Consider the following 20,904-nt stretch of genomic DNA (forward strand, 5'->3'; position numbering starts at 1 on the left):
GGCAGGGAAGCGGATGCCCCTCCCTGCCGTGCCTGGAAGCCAGCGCGCGCCTCTCCTCAGTGCGAGTGGCGCGCGCTGGGCGCCCGTGACGTGCCGCGATCGAGCGCGGCCGTCGCCCGGGCGCTGTCCGCGTGCGCGCAGAGCGTGCGGATCGTCTGCTCGGTCAGCTTCGCCAGGGCGCTGAGCAGCGCTCCATCCGAAGTCGCGCCGTGCCACAGCAGCTGCGCCTGTCCCGCGGACAGCTGGGCCTCCACCCGCAGCCGCATGGCGCTCACTCCCGACGGGCCATGCTCGAAGATGGCCAGGGTGCGCAGCGTCTCGCGGCTCGAGGGGGCTCCCTCGTCCTTCAGGTGCAGGCTGAAGTCGGCCGCGGGCAGCGCCGAGAGCTCGTCGGTGAGAGCCGGGTCCGAGCCGTAGGCGCGCAGGGCGTCGTAGGCGAGGCCTCCCAGCGGTGCCTCCAGCAGCTCCACGTGGGCGTGCCGGGCCAGCTCCTGCGGAGGCGCCTCCGCCTCGAGGGCGAGCACGGCGGGGAAGGAGTAGTCGAGGTTTCCCAGCATGCGCGAGGCGTCCACCTGGTAGTGGCTGCTCGTCCGCGCGCTCTGCCGCAGGCTGACCCGCACCGTGGAGCGCTGCACCTGGGAGCGGTAGGCGAACGCGCAGGCGGCCAGCAGGATGGCCTCGCGGGAGACTTCGTAGAGCGTCGCGGCCCGCTGGAGCGCGGCGGCATCCACGACGGCCAGGGCTCCGGGCGCGGGCGTCGCCGAGGTGCTCGCCGCGGAAGGCCGCTCCGGGGCGGGCTCCAGCGAGCGACCCAGCCAGTGCGCTCGCGCATCGGTGGCGATCCGGGGGAGCTGGGTCTCGGAGATGAGCTCGAGCACCCAGCGCGCCAGTGAGCCGCTCTGGGGCGTCATCCGGACACGCCCGCGGGTCCGCGCCTGATCGCACGCCTCCGCGAGATCCGTGGCGAGGATGCGCCAGGAGGACTCGTCCAGCAGGGCGGGGTGGCAGGCCACCAGGAGCCAGGGTGGGTTCCGAGTGCCTCGCTCACAGAAGACGAAGGAGACGAGGGCGCCCGTGCACTGGCCGATCTCCTCGCACAGGCCGCGAGCCATCCCCTCGACCGTCTGCCAGGACTCCTCATCCGAGCGGGCGGTGAGGTCGATCCGCGTCAGCGGCACGGGGCTCTTCTCGGGGATGATGAGCGCGGACCAGCCCTCGGCCCCGCCCTGAACGGAGCGGGTGAAGCGCAGGCGCAGCGTCTCGTGCGCCGCCCACACGGCGTGGAGGGCCTCCTCCGCGTGGTGGCCGCGAGTGCCCTCGGGCAGCTCGAAGATCCGGCTGGTGCCGGTGGGGTGCTGGAGGCCTCGGCCCGGTGCATGGACCGCGTACATCGCGGGCGTCAACGGCACGAGGCCCGTCGGCGTCGGCGCCGAAGCGGGGGGCTCCTGCTGGGGCGCGGCCTCCACGGGGGGCGCGGGCGGAGGTGGCTCGGCCGGCGCGGCCTCCGGGGTGGGCTCCTCGCCGCGATCGCGCAGGAGCGGCGGGGACGCGATGGACGGGTACGCCGAGCGCACGGCGTTCCGTGAGACACGCCCCAGCGAGGATCTCGGCAGGGTGCGCGCTCCCACCAGCAGGATCTCGGTGGGCAGCACGCCGTGGCGCTGGTTCACGTTCAGGCGGATGGCCCGGGTGATGTCCCGGAGCAGGGCCTGCTGCTTCGCGGGCGGAGCCTGGGCCACGTCGCGCGGGGAGACCTCGGCGACGACGAGAAGCTGCTCCTCTCGCCCCTGCTTGTGCGCGAAGGCCGCGCAGCCGCCGGGCACCAGCGCCGGGTGGCTTGCCTCCACGTCGAACTCGAAGTCGTGCAGCCGCAGATCCTGGCCCTGCCAGATGATGACGTCCTGGACGCGCCCGGTGACGTACAGCTCGCCGCCCGAGATGGCCCCGAGATCGCCGGTCCGCAGGAAGGCCCGCATGCCGGCGGCCGAGCCGGACAGCCGTCCGCGGAACGCCTCGGACGTGGTGCCCACCCGGCCCCAGTAGCCATCGGCCACGCTGAGGCCGGTGACCCAGATCTCCCCCACCTCCTGCTCGCCGCGCAGCGCGCGCGTGGTGGGGTTGACGATGATCACCTGCACGCTGGACGCCGGGCCGCAGCTCACCAGCTTCGTCGCGGCCCCGCGGCGCTCGGTGATGCGCTGCTGGGCCAGCGCGTCCACTCCCACGCCGCGCAGGGTAGGGCCGTCCTCGGACCTGCCGCAGGCCACCAGGTAGGTGCACTCGGCCAGCCCGTACACCGCCCGGAACGTCTTCGGCTGGAACCCGCAGGGCGCGAAGTGCGCCGAGAAGCGCTCCATCGTCTCGGCGCGGATCTGCTCGCCGCTGGTGAAGGCGACGCGCCAGCGGCTCAGGTCGAGCCCGGCCCGCTCCTCCTCGCTGACGGCGCGCACGCACAGCTCGTAGGCGAAGTCCGGAGCGCCGCTGATGGTGACGCCGTGGGTGGAGATGGCCTCCAGCCACCGCCGGGGCTGCTGGAAGAAGAGCTGCGGCGCCATCAGCAGCGCGGGGATGCCCGAGAACAGCGGCTGGAGCACGCCCTCGAGCAGCCCCAGCCCCTGGTGGGTGGGCAGCCACAGGAGCAGCTTGTCCGTGGGGCCATGCCCCAGCCCCCGGCGCAGGGCCTCGGAGTTGTCCAGGAGGCTGGCGTGGGTCACCCGCACCCCCTTGGGGGTGGCGGTGCTGCCCGCCGTGTACTGCAGGAAGGCGATGGCTCGCGGGTCCACGAACGGCGGCGTCCAGTCCGCCGGAGGTCCGGAGGGCGCGGGGGCCTCGGCGGGGATCAGCTCGATGTGGGAGGCCAGGCCGTCAATGGTGAGGCGCTGGCCTTCCGGGGGGCGCTGCCCACCCACGAGCGCGGCGGCGGCGCCCGAGTCCTGCGCGATGCTGGCCAGCAGGTCCACCCCCGCGCTGGGCGAGTCGAACAGCGGCGGCGGCACGGGGACGGCGATCACCCCCGCATAGAGGCAGCCGAAGAGGCTGGTGACGTAGGCGGGGCCCGGCGGCAGGACGATGAGGACGCGCTGCCCGGACAGCCCGCGCGACTCCAGCTCCATGGCGATGGCGCGCGAGCGCCGATCCAGCTCCGCGTACGAGAGGGTGACGTCCTCGGAAGCCGTGGCGCCCAGGAAGGTGAAGGCCGCAGCCTGGCCCAGCTCCGCCGCGCGGCGCCGGAGGATGTCCGCGAAGGTCCGCGCATCCTTCCAGACCTGACGAACCCCACCGCTGCCTGGGGAGTGTGCTTGCTCTTTCACGGCGTCCTGTCACCCGCGAGGAAAGGTCCGGCGCCTGGGCCCGGGCCTGGACCTCCGAGAATCCATCGAAGGGCGGGGAGCTGTCCATCCCTTGGAAAAGCAACGGAAAAATCCAATCCTGGGCCCCCCAACGAGGCGTGCGGCCGGAGGGAGCGAGCCCCCCGTGTCGGGCCTGGCTGCCTGCCTGGAGGGCTCGGGACGCTCGCGGGCCGCCATCCTCTGGTGTAGGGATACCGCCGCATGCTTCGCAACCTCCGAGAACTCTATCAGTACCGTGGCCTGCTGCTGAGCCTCACGCAGCGGGAGCTGAAGGCGCGCTACCGCGGCTCGGTGCTCGGGTTCCTGTGGACGTTCCTCAACCCGACGATGCAGATGGCGGTGTACTCGCTGCTCTTCTCGGTGTGGATGCGGCAGAAGATCGAGCACTACACGTACTTCGTCTTCATCGGCCTGCTGCCGTGGATCTGGTTCACCAGCTCGGTGGTGGGCGGGGCCAGCGCCATCAGCGACCGGCGCGATCTGCTCACCAAGGTGCGCTTCCCGGCGCAGGTGCTGCCGGCCACGATCGTGACGACCAACCTGGTGAACTTCCTGCTCGCCGTGCCGCTGCTGCTCCTGCTGGGGCTGGCGCTGGGCCACCCGCTGAGCTGGCACATCCTGCTGTTTCCGCTGGTGCTGTTCGTCCAGCTCTGGGTGACGCTGGCGCTGGTGTACCTGTTCTCGGCCATCAACGTGGCGTTTCGGGACCTGCAGCAGATCCTCAGCAACATCGTGACGATGTGGTTCTTCGTCACGCCCATCTTCTACCGGGCGGAGACGCTGCCCGAGCACCTGCGGGAGGTGCTGGTGATGGCCAACCCCATGGCGGTGATGGTCACCTCGTACCAGGCCCTGTTCTACGACGGGCGGGTGCCCGCGCTGGCGCCGCTGGCGCTGTGGATGGGCATCGCGGTGGCCCTGCTGTGGGTGGCCTCCGGCATCTTCGAGCGTCGCCGCGAGGAGTTCGCGGAGATCGTCTGAGCGAGACACCGATCATGGACGCCATCGTCATTCGCAATCTCGTCAAGCGCTTCCGCAAGAGCACCATCCGGCGCGAGTACACGACGCTCAAGTCGGAGCTGGTGCGCTGGCTGAAGGGCCAGCGGTTGCCCGAGGACAAGACGTACATCGAGGCCATCCGAGGCATCGATCTGACCATCCCCCGTGGCAAGACGGTGGGCATCATCGGACGCAACGGCTCGGGCAAGAGCACGCTGCTCAAGCTGATGACGGGCATCTACTCGCCGACGTCCGGGTCCATCGAGATGAGGGGCCGCATCTCGGCGCTGCTGGATCTGGGCGCCGGCTTCCACCCGGACTTCTCAGGGCGGGAGAACATCCTCATCAACGGCATCATCCTGGGGATGACGCGGGCGGAGATCCGCGCGCGGATGGACCAGATCATCGAGTTCAGCGAGCTGGGGGACTTCGTCGACGAGCCGGTGCGGACGTACTCCAGCGGCATGTACGCGCGGCTGGCGTTCGCGGTGGCCACGCACGTGGACCCGGAGATCCTGATCGTCGACGAGATCCTCTCGGTGGGTGACGAGCACTTCGCCAAGAAGAGCATGGCGAAGATGATGGAGTTCAAGAAGGCCGGGAAGACGATCGTCCTGGTCACCCACGATCTGGGCACCATCGAGCGCTGGTGCGATCTGGGCGTGTGGATCGACGCGGGGCGCATCCGCGGGGTGGGCAACTCCACGGCGCTGGTGGAGGAGTACCGCAGGGCGGTGGCGCTGGCGGAGGAGCAGTCGGTGTCGCTGGGGCCTCCGGCGCTGTCGAAGGACGGTGGACAGCTGCCGCAGGTGGCGCCGGTGCCGGCGAACGAGCCGCTCACCGGTCCGAAGGGCGCGCCGCAGATGCGCTCGGGCACCTACGACGTGGAGATCTCCTCGGTGCGCTTCTGCAAGCCCTCGGGGGAAGAGGTGCAGGAGGTGGACACCGAGGAGCCGCTGGACATCACCCTCGAGTTCATGGCCCGGCGCCCGGTGGAGGACGTGGGGTTCAGCATCGCGCTCTTCGATGCGAACGGGACACGCGTCTATGAGACGAGCACCTTCATCGAGGGCGTGGCGCTGCCGGTGCCGCTGCCGCCGTCGGGCAGGCTGCGCATGTCGCTCGGGCGGGTGGGGCTGATTCCGGGGAGCTACTCCATCCAGGTGCGGGCCCACCCGAAGCATGGGCCGGACTATGACTGGCAGCGGGATCTCCACCAGCTGAAGGTGCGCTCGAACGTGGCGGACCAGGGCATCATGCGGCCGCCCCACACCTGGTCCGTGGAAGTCGCCCACCCGGTCGAGTCCGCGGCTCCCCGGGCCGCCGAGATCTGATCGCCTCCATGTCCCAAGACACCCAGACTCCTGTCCCCGTCGGCGATCTGGCGGAGATGATCGCGGCCCAGCGCCGCCTGGTGGAGGGGCTGAGGCCCTGCAGCGGTCCAGGCTGCGAGCAACTGACGGCCCACGAGCGCACCCTGCGCTTCCTGGAGGAGGAGCTGCGGCGGCGCATGCCCGAGTCCCAGGCGCGGGCCCACACGCCCATGCAGGCGGCCCAGCGCGTGGCGGATGTCTTCCAGTTCCAGGTGCCTGGCTCCCACCGCCAGCAGCTGGGGCGGGCCATCACCGCGGCCAAGAGCGTCTTCACGAAGGGGCTGAAGCCCTTCCACGTGGAGATGCTGCGACCGCAGCACGCCTTCAATCGGGAGATGCTCGCCGTCCTGGAGCACCTGTTCGGCATGCGGGCCACGAGCACGCAGACGGACCTCTCGGAGTGGGTGCGCAAGCGGCTCACCCCGCTGCTGGAGCCCACCGAGTGGGAGATCCCGACCCATCGCCGGCAGGGGCTCGGGCGGGCGGTGAGGCTCGTGAAGCGCTCGTACCTGACGGCGCTTGGGCCGCTGCTGCGGGAGCTGCTGGCGGGCCAGCGGCAGTGGAACCAGCAGGCGGTGGACCTGCTCGCGGATGCGGTGAAGCCCCGGCCTCCCTCACCGGACGAGGCGGCGAGCCGGGTGGCCGAGCTGTTGAACCTGGCGGATCCGCTCGGGCGGGCGCAGTCGCTCGGGGCGCGAGTGTCCTCGCCGCTGTGGCGCGAGGTGTTCCGCCGGCAGATCACCTACAACCAGGAGATCACCCTCTGCCTGGCGGACATGCTGGGCACGCGGACCCCGGCGTCGGTTCCCAGCCAGGACGACTACGCGGCCTGGTACCGCGAGCGGGAGCCCCAGGCGTTCGCTCGTGCGGCGGAGGCGGTGAAGGGGCTGCAGCGGCGGCCCCTCGTCAGCCTGATCACGGTGGTCTCCGGGACGCCGGAGCCCCTGCTGCGCGCCTGCATCGAGTCGGTCCGGGCGCAGTCCTACGAGAACTGGGAGCTGTGCCTGGCGGACGACGGGACGAAGGCGCCCCAGGCCGCGCGGGTGCTGGAGAAGTTCGCTCGAGAGGACTCGCGCATCCGTGTGGCCCGTCCAGGCGCCTCTGGGCGTGCGGCGGCCGCCAATGCCGCCCTCGCGCTGGCCCAGGGTGAGCTCGTCGGCCTGCTGGGTGAGGGCGATCTGCTGTCGCCGCACACCCTGGCGGAGGTGGTGCTGCGCCTCGAGCGGGAGCCGGAGACGGACCTGCTGTACTCGGACGAGGACCGCTGTGACGAGTCGGGCCGTCGCTTCGAGCCCTTCTTCAAGCCGGACTGGTCTCCGGACCTGATGCGCTCGGTGAACTACATCCACCACTTCGCGGTGGTGCGCCGGGCGCTGCTGGACGCCGTGGGAGCCATGCGGCCGGAGTTCGAGGGCGCGCAGGACTATGACTTGCTGCTGCGCCTGTCCGAGCGGGCCCGCCACATCGGCCACGTGCCGGCGGTGCTGTACCACCGGCGGGGCTCGGGCGGACGGGAGGGCAGGGAGGCCACGGACGCGGCGGTCCGCGCGCTGAACGAGCACCTGAAGCGGCAGGGCGAGGAGGGCGTGGCCGAGGCGGTGGGGCCGGGACACTACCGGGTGCGCTACCCGGTCAAGGGCCAGCCGCTCGTCTCCATCATCGTCCCCTTCAAGGACAAGCCGGAGCTGCTGCGCACGCTCACCACGAGCCTGCTGGGGAAGACGGCCTACTCGAACTACGAGCTGCTGCTGGTCTCCAACAACAGCAAGAAGCCGGAGACGTTCGCGCTGCTGGAGAGCCTCACCGATCCGCGCATCCGCAAGCTGACGTGGGACCACCCGTTCAACTACCCGGCCATCAACAACTTCGCGGCGCGCGAGGCTCGGGGCGAGCTGCTGCTGTTCCTCAACAACGACATCGAGATCATCCACCCGGACTGGCTGGAGGAGCTGATCGGCCAGGCCCAGCGCCCCGAGGTGGGGCAGGTGGGCGCGAAGCTGCTGTTCCCGGACGGCACGGTGCAGCACGCGGGCGTGATGGTCGGGATGACGGGCTTCGCGGGCCATCCGTTCTGGCGCCTGCCGGACGAGGGCCGGTGGACGCCCTTCGGCCTGCCGGACTGGACGCGCGACTTCCTGGCGGTGACGAGCGCCTGCGTGATGGTGCGCCGCGAGTTCTTCGAGGCGCTGCGCGGCTTCGACGAGCGCTTCATCGTCTGCGGCAGCGATGTGGACCTGGGCCTGCGGACGGTGGGCAGGGGGCTGCGCGTCGTCTACACGCCGCACGCGAAGCTGTACCACCACGAGTCCGCGAGCCGGCGCCTGGACAGCATGCCGGAGGGGGACTTCTGGGAGTCCTTCGTCTCCTATCGGCCGTACCTGCGCGACGGGGACCCCTTCTACAACCCGAACCTCACGCTGCTCGGGCCGGACTGCTCGCTGCGCCGCCACCCGGAGAATGGCGAGGAGCTGGCGCTGCGGACGCTGTCACGCGATCTCCCCAGCGCGCAGGACCCGGCCGCCGTCGAGCGTGCCCGCAGGCAGCGCCACGTGGCCGATCACCTCTCGGCGCTGGACCACACCTCCGCGCAGGTTCGGGAGGCTCGGGCCCAGGCGCCGGCGAGGCTGGCGGCGCTGCGCCAGAAGGGGAAGCTGGAGCGCGTCACCTGGTTCCTGCCCTCGTTCCACCACCCGTACGCGGGCATCCACACCATCCTCCGGTTCGCGCAGCTGCTCCGCGAGCGCCACGGGACGCAGAGCGAGTTCATCATCTACGACAACCCCGGAGTGACGGCGGCGGAGATGGCGGCGCGAGTCTCCGTGCTCTTCCCAAAGCCTCCCGGGACGTTCCGTGTGCTCCAGGGGCTGGAGGAGGTGGCCGACCTGCCCGAGTGCGACCTGGCGGTGGCGACGCTCTGGAAGTCCGCCTACCCGGTGCTGTCGCATCCCCGGGCGACGGCGAAGGCCTACTTCGTCCAGGACTTCGAGCCGGCGTTCCTTCCCGCGGGGGCCGAGTCCGCGCTGGCCGAGCAGACGTACCGGCTGGGGCTCTACGGCATCTTCAACACGCGCGGCCTGCACGACTACATCACTTCGCACTACCCGATGGAGGGGTGCTGGTTCGAGCCCGCGGTGGAGCGCTCCATCTTCCACGCCCAGCGGCCGCGGCGGCAGGGGCCCATCCGGATCTTCTTCTACGGGCGGCCGGGCAGCGAGCGGAACGCCTTCGAGCTCGGCATGGCCACGCTGCGCCAGCTCAAGGCGGAGCTGGGCGGCGCGGTGGAGATCGTCTCCGCGGGCGAGCGGTGGAGCCCGGAGCACTACGGGCTCCAGGGCGTCATCACCAACCTGGGCGTGCTGCCCTACGAGAAGACGGCGGACCTGTATCGCGAGTGCGATGTGGGCCTGTGCTTCATGTTCACCAAGCACCCGTCGTATCTGCCCTTCGAGCTGATGGCCTGCGGGGTGACGGTGGTCACCAACGACAACCCGGCCAACCGCTGGCTGCTGGAGCACGAGCGCAACTGCCTGCTGGCCGAGCCCACCCTGTCCTGCATCCTGGAGCAGCTGCGCCGGGCGGTGGCGGACACGGGGCTGCGCGCGCGGCTCTCCGCGGCGGCCATCGAGCGGGTGGGGCGCACCACCTGGGAGGAGCAGGTCGACCAGGTGCTCGCCCAGCTGCTGGGGCGGACGTAGCCCGAAGGCACCTGAGCCTCGGCTGTCCTCTTCCTGCGGAGCGGGGCAGAATGCCTCCTTGGGCCAGGGGTGGGGGGCCCGAGCGATCGGAGTGGCTGTGCGCGGACGGACCCTCTTGGTGCTGATGGCGAGCGCGTGCATGGCGCTCGGTGGTGTCGCCTGGGCTGCTCCAGCGAGCACGCCCACGGAGGCTCCGACGAAGGCTCGGGGCCTCCTCGCGGCGCTCGAGGACCCCAACGAAGACATCGTGGCGGGGGCCTTGCTGGTGCTGCTCGTCGATGACCAGCTGCAGCAGTCGAGCCTCGAGCCAGCCCTCGAACAGCAGGTGCGGGCGTTCACTCGTGGCGCCCGCGTCGCTGAATTGCTGCGAGCGAAGAGTTCCTTCGTCCGAGGCACGATGCTGGAGATCCTGGAGCGGTTTGGAGAGGTCTCGCCAGAGCTCGCGCCGCTCGTCCTCGAGCAGGCGCAGGACTCGCGCTCCCCCGTGCAGGCTCAGGCAATCAGGACGCTGGCCCGCGTGGAAGGGAAGGCCCAGCTCTCGCCCCTGCTCGTCGGGCTGCTTCGCGACGGTCATAAGGAGAGCGCGCAAGTGGCGGCGAAAGAGCTGCAGCGGCTAGGGGCTCTTGCCGGCCCTCGTGCCGCTGAGATTGCTCAGCTCCTGAATCACTCCAAAGCTCCTCGTGCGGAAGTCGTTCGTGTCCTGGGAGCGCTGGGAGACGCGGGCAGGCCCTATGCTCCCGAAGTGACACGGCTGCTCGAGGACCCCGCCGCTGACGTCCGTGTGGCGGCGATGGAGGCGCTGCTCCAGCTGGGAGGTGCCTCCGAGGAGCGGGCCCTCGTCATCATCGAACGGCTGAAGGACTCGAGCTGGGATTCGCGTGAACAGGCCGTGAAGGTGCTCGTGCAGTGGGCGGATGTGGCTCGCCCGCACATTCCCCGCATTCTCGCACTCACGAGCCATCCGGACAGGGACGTGCGTCGATCCGCGATGGAAGCACTCGTGGGGATGAAGGGCATGACCCGGGAGCAAGCTGCACGATTTCATCAGGATCCCGAGCACACCATTCGCGAGGCGGCGATCGGCGCGCTGGTGAGCCTGGAAGGCATGGCTGGACAGCGCTCCCAGGTCATCGTCGGGTTCTTGGAGGGCTCGAATCCCTCCGATCGAGCATCCGCCGCGAGAGCACTCGCGCAGCTGGGAGAGAAGTCCCAGGAATACATCCCCGCGCTCTCGCTGCTCTTGAAGGATCCAGTGGACAGGGTTCGCGGGGCGGCCGTGCTCGCCCTGGCGAGCTCGGGCCCGGCTGCCAGGAAGCACATTCCGGACATCATCGAGCTCTTGAAGGATCCAGAGTTCGGGGTGCGTGAAGTCGTGAAGGCAGTCCTGATAGGCATGAAGGATCTGACTCCCGAGCACCTCTCGAGCATCGGTGCGCACCTGGATGAGCCCATGCCTGCCGTCCGTGAGGGAGCGCTCCGGGTGTTGCAAGCCGTGGGTCCGGCGGCTGGCCCCCAGGCACATCGCGTTGCCCAGCGCCTGACAGATGAGAACGAGCTCGTTCGTGTCGCAGCGCTTCAGGCGCTGGCGGCCATGGGACATGCGGCCCGGAACGAGGCTTCACGCCTCGCCAGCTTGTTCCTGCAGGACCCCGCTATCCGGTTCGATGAGAGCATCGATCAAGATGCTCGAGTTGCCGTGGCCCTGGCGCGCATGGCTCCTCTCGAGCTCCCCGTGGTCGCGGGCCTGATCGCGAAGGCCAGTGCCGATCCGAGTCGGTACTGGCTGTGGATGGCATGCGCGCACCTCGTCGGAGGAGGAGATCCCCGGGTCGAGCGGGCGCTTCGTTGGCTGGGCCGACGGGCGATCCAGGATCAGCCCAGGGAGATCTCGATCGACGAGGCACGGCTGACGCTCGAGGCCTTCGCCGAGCTCTGGGAGCTCTCCGCGAAGTACCCCGCGCTTCGAGAAGAGCTCTCCGAGCGGATTGCCACCGTGGCGCGCCTCACCCGAGGCCAGTGGTCCGCCTCGGATGTCGCCCTGCTGCAGGGGCACAAGAAGGCCCTGCAGGAGTTCCGGCCCATGCACGCGGAGACCGTGCAGGGGAGCATCGACTCCATCGAGCGCTGGCGGATGCTGAAGACCTTCAGCTGGGGCTGGGCGTCCCATGCCGGCTTCTGGATCCTGCTCCTCTTCTTCTATCCCCGCTCACCCAAGGTGCAGGCGTTCTTCTTCTGGAACCCCTGGGTGCGCAACATCACCGGCCTGGGCTACGTGAGCCTGCTGCTGACGTGGGTGCCGTTCCTGCGGCGCCGGCTGCTGGTGCCCTTCAGCCGCCCGCTCCTCGCGGACGCCGAGCTCGAGCGCTTCTCCGCGGAGGCCTACTTCAGCCGTTCCGAGGTCCTGTCCTCCACTGGCAAGCGTGAGCGCCTGCTCGAGGTCCTGCCTCGGCTGCAGGGACAGGTGGTGCTGGAGGGAGCCTCGGGGCTCGGCAAGTCGATGTTCCTGCGGTACCTGCTGCTCCACTCGAAGCGCCTGGCGGTCTATCTGCCCGCGGAGCGGTGCAAGAACGGCGTCATCGAGGCCATCCAGGCGAAGCTGGAGGGGCACGCCCGGGACAGCAGCTTCCTGCAGAGCATCATCTATAGCGGAGCGCTCGACATCTACATCGACGGGCTCAACGAGGTGACGGCGGACACCCGCGCCCGCATCGTCCAGTTCGTGGAGCGCAACTTCCACGGCAACATCCTGCTCACCACGCAGCGCATCGAGTGGACGCCTCCGGCGACGGCCCGCCTGCTCGTGCTGCAGCCGCTCTCCGAGGCCGAGGCCGCCGGCTTCCTCTCCAGCCGCGAGCCGGCGCAGGGGACGAAGGCGCGTCGCCAGGGCGAGGCCTACCGCCAGGCCTGCGAGGACTTCGTGTCGCGGGCCCTGTCTCCCGAGCTGCCCGAGGAGCTGCGCCGGGCCATGCGCGAGGTGCTCTCCAACCCGATGGACCTCACGGTGGTTGCGCAGCTGCTGGCGGACGGGCATGAGCCCGACCTCTCCCACCTGCGACAGCAGCAGTACGAGCTGATGGCCCGGGACTATGCCGAGGTCCACCTGGCCGAGTTCCCGCTGAAGGAGCTCGCCGAGGAGGCGTACCGGATGCGGCGCGAGGATCGGACGATCATCTCCGAGAAGCCGTTCGACCGCGAGCTGCTGCGCATGGAGGCCTTCAAGCTGGTGGTCTGCCGCCAGTGGCAGGGCTCCGATGGCCAGCCGCACCGCGAGTGGCGCTTCCGCCACGACAAGATCCAGGAGTTCTTCATCGCCCAGACCTTCCTGGCGGACGGGAACCTGCGCGTCCTCGAGCACCTGGGCGACCCGCGCTTCCGTGGCGTCTACTTCCTCATGGCCTACCTGCTTCCTCCGGAGAAGGCCCGGGAGCTGAGGGATCTCCTCGTGGAGTACGCCGCCGAGACGCGCGATCACACGGTGAGTGACGACTTCGTCAAGCTGCTCAAGGCGCGGGAGGGCGCGGACAAGGCCCGAGCCTCCTCTCAGAGGGGCGGCGCGTCAGTGCTCCCGCTCGTCCAGCCCAGGTAGGTGCAGGGCAGGCAAGCTGCTCCCAGCGGCGCGCAGGGGGTAGACTGCCTCTGACGTGGGTGGCCGAATAAAGAGAGCCCGGGTCCGTCCATGTCAGCGTGGACGGGAGCCAGAAAGGCTCTCCCAGCACCCCAGGATGAACACCATGAAACGCCTCTCTGCCGCCCTCATCGCCTCTCTCTTCATCTCCAGCGCCGCGTACGCCCAGGACGGGCGCAACCGCCATGAGCGCACCCAGGACCGCAGGGAGCTGCGCCAGGACAAGCGAGAGATCCGGGACGATCGCCGGGATCTCGCCGAGCTGCAGGACGCCCTGGCTCGCTTCGACTCCGCGTGGTCGCGGCGGAACGAGCGGGACATGTCGGCGGTGGAGAACCGGCTGCGAGAGCTGCTGCGCCAGGAGCTGGCCGAGGGGCGCGCCGAGATGGCGCGGGATCGAGCCGAGATCCGGCAGGACACCCGCGAGGTGCGGGGAAGCCGCCGCGAGGAGCTCTGGGGCCGGCCGACGACGTTCGCGGATGATCGCCGGGACCTGAGGGACGATCGCCGGGACAAGCGCGACGACATCCGGGACGCGCGCGCCGAGGCGGCCTCTCAGCGGTCCCGGGCCATCATCGCCAGGGAGATGTCTCCCCTCATGGGCAGCCGCCGGCCCGCGGATCTGCAGCGGATGCGCTCGCTGATCGTGGAGCTCATCGGGCTGGCGCAGCAGGAGATGCACCAGAACCACGAGGAGCTGCGCGAGGACCGCCGCGAGCTGCGCGAGGACCGGCGCGAGACGCGCGAGGACCGGCGCCAGCGCTTCTGAGCAGCCGAAGGGCGTGGCGCCGGCTCAGCGGCGGATCAGACCTTCCCGCCCCGGGTGAAGATGTCCTCTTCCTTGGGGTTCTTCGGGTTGCTGTAGATGACGCCGCCGTTGAGGTAGTGCTTCTTCGGCTCCACGCCGTCCTGCCGGCGATCGTAGGGGTAGGCTCGCACCGTGGAGTAGTGCGTGACGAACGCCTTGCGCGTCAGGCCGGGCGTCAGCTGCGGGCTGCCCTGGTGCGCCAGCGACCCGTGCCACACGAAGACGTCGCCCTTCTTCGGCAGGTAGATCTGCCGCTCGATGCCCGCCTTGCGGCACTGCGCCTCGAGGTGGTCACGGAAGTGGAACTCGTTCTTCGTGGACTCGGGCGTGAGGAAGATGCCGTTGCCGAAGTCGAACTTCGGCAGGTGGTGCGAGCCCGGGAAGTAGCCCAGCGGGCCGGCCTCGAGCTTGATGTCCTCGAGCGCGACCCAGGTGGCCGCCAGGTGGCTGGGGATGCGGGGGACCACGTAGGCGTAGTCCGCGTGGGTGGTCTGCTCGCTGCCGTAGGTGAACGTCAGCGACTGCATGGCCACGATGGGCTCGCGGAAGATGTGCTCCAGCATCTTCACCAGCTTGGGGTGCAGCGAGATGCGCTTGCCGGCGATGGAGTTGTTGTGGAAGTCGAGCACGCGCGAGTGGTGCTCCGTGAAGTCCTCGGGCTTGAAGTCCCGGGCGGGGCGGATGCCCTTGCTCTCGCTGTTGATGAGGATGGAGTACTTCGAGCAGTTCGTGAAGAGCTCATCCACGTCCGCCAGGAGCGCATCGATCAGCTCCGGCTCGATCGCCCGAGGCAGGATGACGAAGCCGTTGTCGCGCCAGCTCCGCAGCTGGCCGATGAGCTCCTCCGGATTCTCCACCGCGCCGCCGAGGCCCTTCACGTAGCCCTCGATGTCGGCCTCGGGCTTGTCCAGCCAGGGCAGGGTGGCCGGCTCGAACTCCATGATCTTGGGCTTGACCTCCGCGCGCGGGGGCTCGCTGGCCACGGGGGGCGCCGCCACGGGCGCCGGGTTCACGGCGGCGGGCCGTCCCAGGATCTGCTTCGCCTCCTGGCGCAGGCGCTGCGCCAGGCCCGGGTTGTACTGCTCGACCTTCTGGAGCGCCAGGCGCCCCGCATCCAGGACTCGCTGCTTCAGAAACTCACGCATCATGATGGAATGAACTCCTTGAATCTGCTTCGGCTGGAATCAATCCCAGAAACCCAGCACCTCGCGAGGAGGCTTGAGCTCTGACAGCCGGTCTTGGAACTTCTCGCCCTTGGCGAGGTAGAGCACACTCTGATGGCCGCGGAGCTGGGTCCACTCGATGTGGACGACCTTGAGCTCCAGCTGTCGGAAGAGGGAGCACAGCCACTTCCAGTCGTAATAGACGGCCTGGGTGGGATCGAGCACGTTGACGTAGAGGCACTGCTGCTCATCCGCCAGGATGGGGAACCAGTCCCGGTTGAAGAGGAACCAGGTGGACCGGATGATGCCCTTGTCGGCGTCCAGGATGCGCTTGCACTCCTCGAGGTAGCTGATGGACTGGTCCAGGTAGATGTGGGTGAAGACGGAGTGCGCGTTGACCAGGGTGAAGCTGTTGTCCGCCGCGGGGAAGGGCAGGAAGCGGTTGGGAGCGTTCTCCGGGGCGTAGGTGGGGTTGTGGACGTCGTGGTGGTGGAAGTGGAAGCTGGGGTTGAACGGGGTGAGGTTCTCCTGGCACCACGTGATCAGCTTCCGCGCGATGTCGACGCCCACATAGCGCTCCGGCGGTTTGCGCTGGAGGATGAGTTGGCGAGCCACGCGGCCACACCCGCATCCGAAGTCGAACACCTTGCGATAGGCCTCTCCCGGACGTAGCGGACCGAACGCGAGATCCCCCCAGATGTTGTCTCCGGTGGGGTTGTCGAAGGAGCGCTCGTCGGTCGGGCCAACGACGCGTCGCAGCTCGATGGGGGGGAAGGGAGGGCTGAGCATTTCGGAGGTCCTGAAGGCGGGTTACGACTTGCTCTTCTGGATGAGCGAGGTGGTGGAGCGGTTGGGCACCAGGGAGATGACGGCCACCTCTCCGCCCCAGCCCTGGACCTCCTTGGCGCCCACGATGGTGGCGACCTCGTAGTCGCCGCCCTTCACCAGCACGTCCGGCCGCAGGGCCAGCACCACGTTGAGCGGGGTGTCCTCGGCGAAGGGCACCACGGCGTCCACCGCGTGGAGCGCGGCCATGACGCGCGCCCGGTCCTGGAGCGGCTGCACGGGCCGGGTGGGCCCCTTCAGTCGGCGGATCGAGTCGTCCGTGTTGAGCCCCACGACGAGCACGTCGCCACGTGAGCGAGCCTCCTCCAGCAGCACGACGTGGCCGGCGTGGAGGATGTCGAAGCAGCCGTTGGTGAAGACGACGCGCTTGCCCTCGGCGCGCCACCGCTCGGCCGCCGCCGCCGCCTCGGTCAGCGACATCATCCGCGGCGTGCGCAGCCGGAGATCGTCCGAGGAGGGGCCGCTCGCCGGGTACTCGATGCCCGCCTCGCGAGCGATCTCCTCCCGCGTGCAGCTCGCGGCGCCCACCCGCTGCACCACCACGCCCGCGGCGAAGTTGGACAGCGCCATGGCCTCCACCGGCTCGGCGCCCGCCGCCAGGGCGAGGCCGAACGTGGCGATGACGGTGTCTCCCGCGCCGGTGACGTCGTACACCGTGCGCGCGCGCGCCGACACGAAGTGGGCCTCGCGCGAGTCGATGAGCCCCATGCCCCGCTCGCTGCGCGTGAGCAGGATGCCCTTGCCGCCCGTCTGCCCCAGCAGCGTGCGCCCGCTGGTGACGCACTCCTCCTGGGTGCCCGTGGGCTGCCCGGAGGCCAGCGAGGCCTCTCGCGCGTTCGGCGTCACGTAGTCGGCGCCGGCGTACATCGTGAAGTCCGTGCTCTTCGGATCCACCAGGATGAGGATGCCCTGGCTCCGCGCCCAGGCCACCACCTCGCGCATGAGCCCGCGCGAGATGACGCCCTTGCCGTAGTCCGAGACGATGAGGAGCTGCGGCTTCGTGGACTTCACCGCGTCCAGCAGGCCCGCGCGCGCCGTCTCATCCAGCGGGGCGCTGGCCTCCTGATCCAGCCGGACGACGTGCTGGTTGCGGGCGAGCACGCGCGTCTTGCGCGTGGTGGGGCGCCCCTGCAGGCGCACCAGCCGGTGCTCCACCTTGTGCTCGGCGAGGATGGACTCCAGGCGCTGCCCGTCCGCGTCGGCGCCCACCGCGCCCGCGAGGATCGGCCGCGCGCCCAGCGCGGCCAGGTTGCTGGCCACGTTGCCCGCGCCGCCCAGGCGGAACTGCTGACGGCCCAGCGCCACCACCGGCACGGGCGCCTCGGGGGAGATGCGCTGGATGTCCCCGAAGAGGTACTCGTCCAGCATCACGTCGCCCAGGACGAGGACACTCAGGCCCTCCATCCGCTCCAGGATTTCACGTCGGGACAGGCTCATCGGTCAGCTCCGGAGGATGCGCTTGAGGCCCGCGGAGACGCGGGAGGCCGCCTGCTTGGCGTTGGTGTGCAGCGCGGGCATCTGCCGCTTGACCTGCTCGTTGAGGAAGTCGACGGCCTTGTAGCGCAGGGGCAGGGGGTTGCCGGGGGAGCCCGGGGGTGGCGGCACGTTCAGCAGTTCCTGCATGCGCTCCAGCATGCCGCGCTCGGCGAACGGGTTGGCCACCAGCGCGCGCTCCGGCCCGCTCATGTCCCGGAAGCGGCGGCGCATCCACAGGGGGATGACGGTGCCGTCCGTGAACCGGGAGAAGGAGTACTCGAAGCTCTCCAGCGGCGCGTACGGGCTGCGCTGCAGCTGCTGCGCGTACTCGCCGAGGATCTGGTGCAGCGGCGTGCCCTCGGGCGCGCGCACGCGCGTCTGGTGCTTGGAGACCAGCGACACCTGGTTCAGCGGCAGCCCCGAGAAGTGGAAGAACACCAGCGGGCCGTCCCCGGTCATCCACCGCCCATCCGCCGCGCGCGACAGCTTGCGCTGCGACAGGTTCCAGTAGGCCATGTTGTAGGCCTGCGAGCGGAGGATCTTCACCTCCAGGAACGAGGCGAACAGGTTCGCCCACGCCTGGTCCGTGAAGAGCCCCTGGCTCAGATCCGAGATGCAGTCGCGCTCGCACCGGTTTGCCCACCAGCGCAGCGAGCGCTCCGAGCGCTCGTTGCGGGCAAACCCGATGAAGCCCAGGTTGAACTGGCCCACCCGGTTGAAGTCGATCAGCGCCGGCGTGTGCCCGTCATCCTCCATGGGCTCGCACAGGTGCGGGGTGAGGATGGCGTCGTGGGTCTCCAGCGAGGACTCGAGCTCCTCCAGCCCGCCGAAGACGACGATGTCCGGATCGAAGTAGACGACCGCGTCGGCGCCCTCATCCATCAGCGTCTTGAGGAAGAAGGGTTTGACCGCCGTGTTGAACTCCATGCAGTCGTAATAGAAGGCCATCTGCCGCCACTGCGGGCAGCCGATCTCGTCCGGCGCGTAGAACTCCTGCTTCAGCTCTTCCTCCAGCTCGCGGACCACGCGCGGGTGCTCGCACAGGAGGATGCGGACGTCCGCGCCCCGGCGGTTCCGCTCGATGCTCTCCTTGAGCGCGAACACGCGCGGCAGGTAGTTGGCGCTGGCGATGGTGCAATAGATGACGCGTTTCACCGCTTCGACTCCTCGTTGGACTTTCTTGCCACGAGCCGGAACCGGGCCCGGCTCTCGCCTTCCGGATAGTGCACGGTCTCCACCTGGAGCCCCGCGGCCTCGACGAGCTGGCGAACGTGGGCCTCCCGGTACATGTGCAGGTGCTCCACCGGCTTGATGTCCTCGTGCTCCAGCCGCTGCGCCTGCACGTCGGCGCAGTCCGTGCGGAACGTCTCCAGGATCAGCGCCCCGCCCGGCGCCAGCGCCTCCACCAGTCGCTCGAGCTGCTCGCGCGGGTGGTAGAAGTGCTCGACGACGTCGAAGCCGGTGATCAGCTCGAACTGGCTGCCCTCGGGCAGCGAGGTGACGACGCGGACACCGGAGCTGCGCCGGGCCTGCCGCGCCGTGTCCGGCATGTCCCACCCGATGGCGTCGTAGCCGTACTCCGACAGCCGGCGCACCAGCGCGCCGTAGCCGCACCCGACGTCCAGGGCCTTGCCGCCGGGCACGTAGCTCCGGCAGAAGGCCACCCGCTCCAGCGCGTGCGCGTAGTCGAAGGCGTAGCGCTCCGGCGCCGTGGGGTAGCCGTGCGCGTCCATCATCCGCGTCCAGTAGGAGCCGTCGTAGAGCCGGGGCACGTCCTCCTCGTGGATTCGCTCCGAGGCGTACCAGAGGCCGCACTGCTTGCACTCCGCGATGGGCAGCCCGTGCTTGGAGCCCAGCGTGTCGCGCTCACGCGTCGCGCACAGCGGGCAGCGGTCCACCGGCTCGGTGCGCAGCCGCTCGCGCAGGGAGCGCACCAGCTCGGCGCGAGTGCCAGGCTCCAGGCTGCGCGGCGCGGGCGGGAAGGGGACATGCGCCTGCGCGTAGGCGACGGCCGCGGACAGCTCCTCCGCCGGGCTGCTCACGACCGGAGCCTTCACCCGCGAGGGCGGCGGGCAGATCCGCAGCAGCGCCGCGACGATGTCGTGCGGGCTGCTGAAGGCGCGGCAGGTGTCGCTCTGGTCGAGCTTGCACGTCGTCGGGTGGCCGCACGGCACGCAGGGCTGGATGTGGTGGAGCGTCGCGGTGAGGGACGAGGCCGGATACTCGGAGTTGCGCGGGTGGGTGCTCCCGAACAGGTGCAGCGTGGGCACGCCCTGGTGGACGGCGTAGTGCGCCGGGAACGAGTCCACGCCCACCACCGCCGCCGAGTCCTCCAGCAGCTTGCGGAACTTCCCCACCGTCGTGAAGGGCACGAAGTCGCAGCCCACCAGGCGCGGATCGGGCTTGCCCAGCACCGTCGGCCGGAAGCCCGCATCCCGCAACAGCGACACCAGCGGCTGCCGGTGGGCGTAGGGGAAGGACTTGAGTGACCAGCCGCCGTCGAAGTGGACGATGACGCGCTCGCGGCGCCCCGGCGTGCAGCGCAGCTGCCGGGGCTGGGCGCGCCACTGCGGCCAGATGTCGGCGTCCTGCTCGGCGTCGCCCCCGAGCGCGAACCACGCCGCCTGCCGCAGGTGGTAGCTGGTCCGCGCGTAGTCCCGCAGCGGCCGCATCAGGTGGAAGACGCCTTCCAGCCGCGCGCCCTTGCGAGCCGCCTGCGCGCGCGCCTTCTTCACCATGTCCACCAGCAGCAGCAGCTCGTTGGAGGGCTGGTAGCCGTCCCGGCCCGGGGCCGGAGCGTCCACCTCGAACACCTCCAGCCACGGCGCCACGTCCCGGACGATGTCCGCGTAGTCGCGCAGCACCACGATGGCGCTGGCCAGCGGCTCGGCCTGCAGCGCCTGGCAGAGGAAGAGGATGTCCCCGGCGTGGAAGGGCAGCACGGCGACCTGCCGCACGCGGCGGCGCGCCTCCTTGTGGCCGTGCGCCCGGACGAGCTCTCCCAGCGCCTCCACGGCCATGGCCGCGGGGAACGCGGCGGACACCGGATCGAAGCTGCCCAGCAGGAAGCCGTTGGCGTCCACCCCGCCGAAGTCCGCGTCGCAGCCCACCACGCCCGTCTTCCAGCCGAAGGCCGCCTCGAGCAGGGCGCGGTCCGCGGAAGCGTCCAGCGCGCTCAGCGCCGAGAGCGTGGGCACGTCCGCGTCCTCGATGCCGTGGCGGAAATACGTGGCGGCCACCCGGCCGTGCCGATCATGGACCAGGAGCGCGTCCGCGCCGGCCCGGTGGGCGTTGGCCACCTGGACGGCGTTGGCCACCGCGTGCAGCTGCGGCGCGAAGCGCGGGTTGACGACGATGTAGCCCTCGGACGAGCGCTCGTGGCGCACCAGCCGCCGCAGCATCTCGGCGGTGTAGCGCCCGGGCGAGGCGAAGACGGAATCCAGCATGTCCACCGGGGACAGGCGGTGCGGAGCGAGGCGGAAGTTGATGCAGCGCGCGTCGCGCAGCACGGGGCCCGCGACCGCGGTGAAGCCGGGCGCGGCGATTCCGATGGCGATCTGCTTCATGGC

At 70.1% G+C, this 20,904-nt stretch carries 11 protein-coding genes; 5 read left to right on the top strand and 6 right to left on the bottom strand.

What is annotated here, in order from left to right:
- Window positions 1-56 precede the first annotated feature (56 nt).
- On the bottom strand, window positions 57-3,311 hold the full coding sequence (locus tag KY572_RS47880) for an AMP-binding protein (protein WP_224245711.1): 3,255 nt from the start codon (window positions 3,309-3,311) through the stop codon (window positions 57-59).
- A gap of 240 nt (window positions 3,312-3,551) precedes the next feature.
- Here KY572_RS47880 and KY572_RS26295 point away from each other — a divergent pair, with 240 nt between their 5' ends.
- The 5 genes from KY572_RS26295 (at window position 3,552) to KY572_RS26315 (ending at window position 13,811) form a co-directional block, all read left to right on the top strand.
- The gene (locus KY572_RS26295) at window positions 3,552-4,331 is read left to right on the top strand and encodes an ABC transporter permease (RefSeq protein ID WP_224245712.1); all 780 of its coding nucleotides are present in this window, start codon (window positions 3,552-3,554) and stop codon (window positions 4,329-4,331) included.
- A gap of 14 nt (window positions 4,332-4,345) precedes the next feature.
- Window positions 4,346-5,683 (top strand): ABC transporter ATP-binding protein, encoded by a 1,338-nt coding sequence (locus tag KY572_RS26300; protein WP_224245713.1) that lies wholly within the window; start codon window positions 4,346-4,348, stop codon window positions 5,681-5,683.
- Window positions 5,684-5,691: 8 nt separating this feature from the next.
- Entirely contained in the window at window positions 5,692-9,417 is a 3,726-nt protein-coding gene (locus KY572_RS26305) for a rhamnosyltransferase WsaF family glycosyltransferase (protein ID WP_224245714.1), read from the top strand.
- A 97-nt stretch (window positions 9,418-9,514) separates the two neighbouring features.
- Window positions 9,515-13,003 carry a HEAT repeat domain-containing protein gene (locus KY572_RS26310; RefSeq protein ID WP_224245715.1) on the top strand — a complete coding sequence of 1,163 codons (3,489 nt, stop codon included), beginning with the start codon at window positions 9,515-9,517 and terminating at the stop codon, window positions 13,001-13,003.
- Between the two features lie 145 nt (window positions 13,004-13,148).
- Window positions 13,149-13,811, top strand: a complete 663-nt coding sequence (locus KY572_RS26315; protein WP_224245716.1) for a hypothetical protein — start codon at window positions 13,149-13,151, stop codon at window positions 13,809-13,811.
- Between the two features lie 35 nt (window positions 13,812-13,846).
- Here the strand turns inward: KY572_RS26315 and KY572_RS26320 are convergent, their stop codons facing one another.
- Genes KY572_RS26320 through KY572_RS26340 form a run of 5 tightly spaced genes read right to left on the bottom strand, consistent with a single transcriptional unit; the run spans window position 13,847 to window position 20,901 of the window.
- Entirely contained in the window at window positions 13,847-14,998 is a 1,152-nt protein-coding gene (locus tag KY572_RS26320; protein WP_224245717.1) for a phytanoyl-CoA dioxygenase family protein, read from the bottom strand.
- Between the two features lie 36 nt (window positions 14,999-15,034).
- Window positions 15,035-15,802 carry a class I SAM-dependent methyltransferase gene (locus tag KY572_RS26325; protein ID WP_224245718.1) on the bottom strand — a complete coding sequence of 256 codons (768 nt, stop codon included), beginning with the start codon at window positions 15,800-15,802 and terminating at the stop codon, window positions 15,035-15,037.
- Window positions 15,803-15,823: 21 nt separating this feature from the next.
- Entirely contained in the window at window positions 15,824-17,296 is a 1,473-nt protein-coding gene (gene rfaE1 / locus KY572_RS26330; RefSeq protein WP_224245719.1) for a D-glycero-beta-D-manno-heptose-7-phosphate kinase, read from the bottom strand.
- Window positions 17,297-17,299: 3 nt separating this feature from the next.
- A complete protein-coding gene (locus KY572_RS26335) occupies window positions 17,300-18,490 on the bottom strand; it encodes a hypothetical protein (RefSeq protein ID WP_224245720.1) in 1,191 nt (396 codons plus the stop codon).
- Entirely contained in the window at window positions 18,487-20,901 is a 2,415-nt protein-coding gene (locus tag KY572_RS26340) for a methyltransferase domain-containing protein (protein ID WP_224245721.1), read from the bottom strand. The genes KY572_RS26335 and KY572_RS26340 overlap by 4 nt, the downstream gene beginning before the upstream one ends.
- Window positions 20,902-20,904 lie beyond the last annotated feature (3 nt).

It is taken from the genome of Hyalangium gracile, assembly GCF_020103725.1.
Lineage (GTDB): Bacteria > Myxococcota > Myxococcia > Myxococcales > Myxococcaceae > Hyalangium > Hyalangium gracile.

Excerpts from the sequence above, each read along its gene's own strand:
- KY572_RS26315 (WP_224245716.1), top strand. The coding sequence starts at position 13,149 with ATGAAACGCCTCTCTGCCGCCCTCATCGCCTCTCTCTTCATCTCCAGC.
- KY572_RS26320 (WP_224245717.1), bottom strand. The coding sequence starts at position 14,998 with ATGATGCGTGAGTTTCTGAAGCAGCGAGTCCTGGATGCGGGGCGCCTG.
- KY572_RS26325 (WP_224245718.1), bottom strand. The coding sequence starts at position 15,802 with ATGCTCAGCCCTCCCTTCCCCCCCATCGAGCTGCGACGCGTCGTTGGC.
- KY572_RS26300 (WP_224245713.1), top strand. The coding sequence starts at position 4,346 with ATGGACGCCATCGTCATTCGCAATCTCGTCAAGCGCTTCCGCAAGAGC.
- KY572_RS26340 (WP_224245721.1), bottom strand. The coding sequence starts at position 20,901 with ATGAAGCAGATCGCCATCGGAATCGCCGCGCCCGGCTTCACCGCGGTC.
- KY572_RS26295 (WP_224245712.1), top strand. The coding sequence starts at position 3,552 with ATGCTTCGCAACCTCCGAGAACTCTATCAGTACCGTGGCCTGCTGCTG.
- rfaE1 (WP_224245719.1), bottom strand. The coding sequence starts at position 17,296 with ATGAGCCTGTCCCGACGTGAAATCCTGGAGCGGATGGAGGGCCTGAGT.
- KY572_RS26305 (WP_224245714.1), top strand. The coding sequence starts at position 5,692 with ATGTCCCAAGACACCCAGACTCCTGTCCCCGTCGGCGATCTGGCGGAG.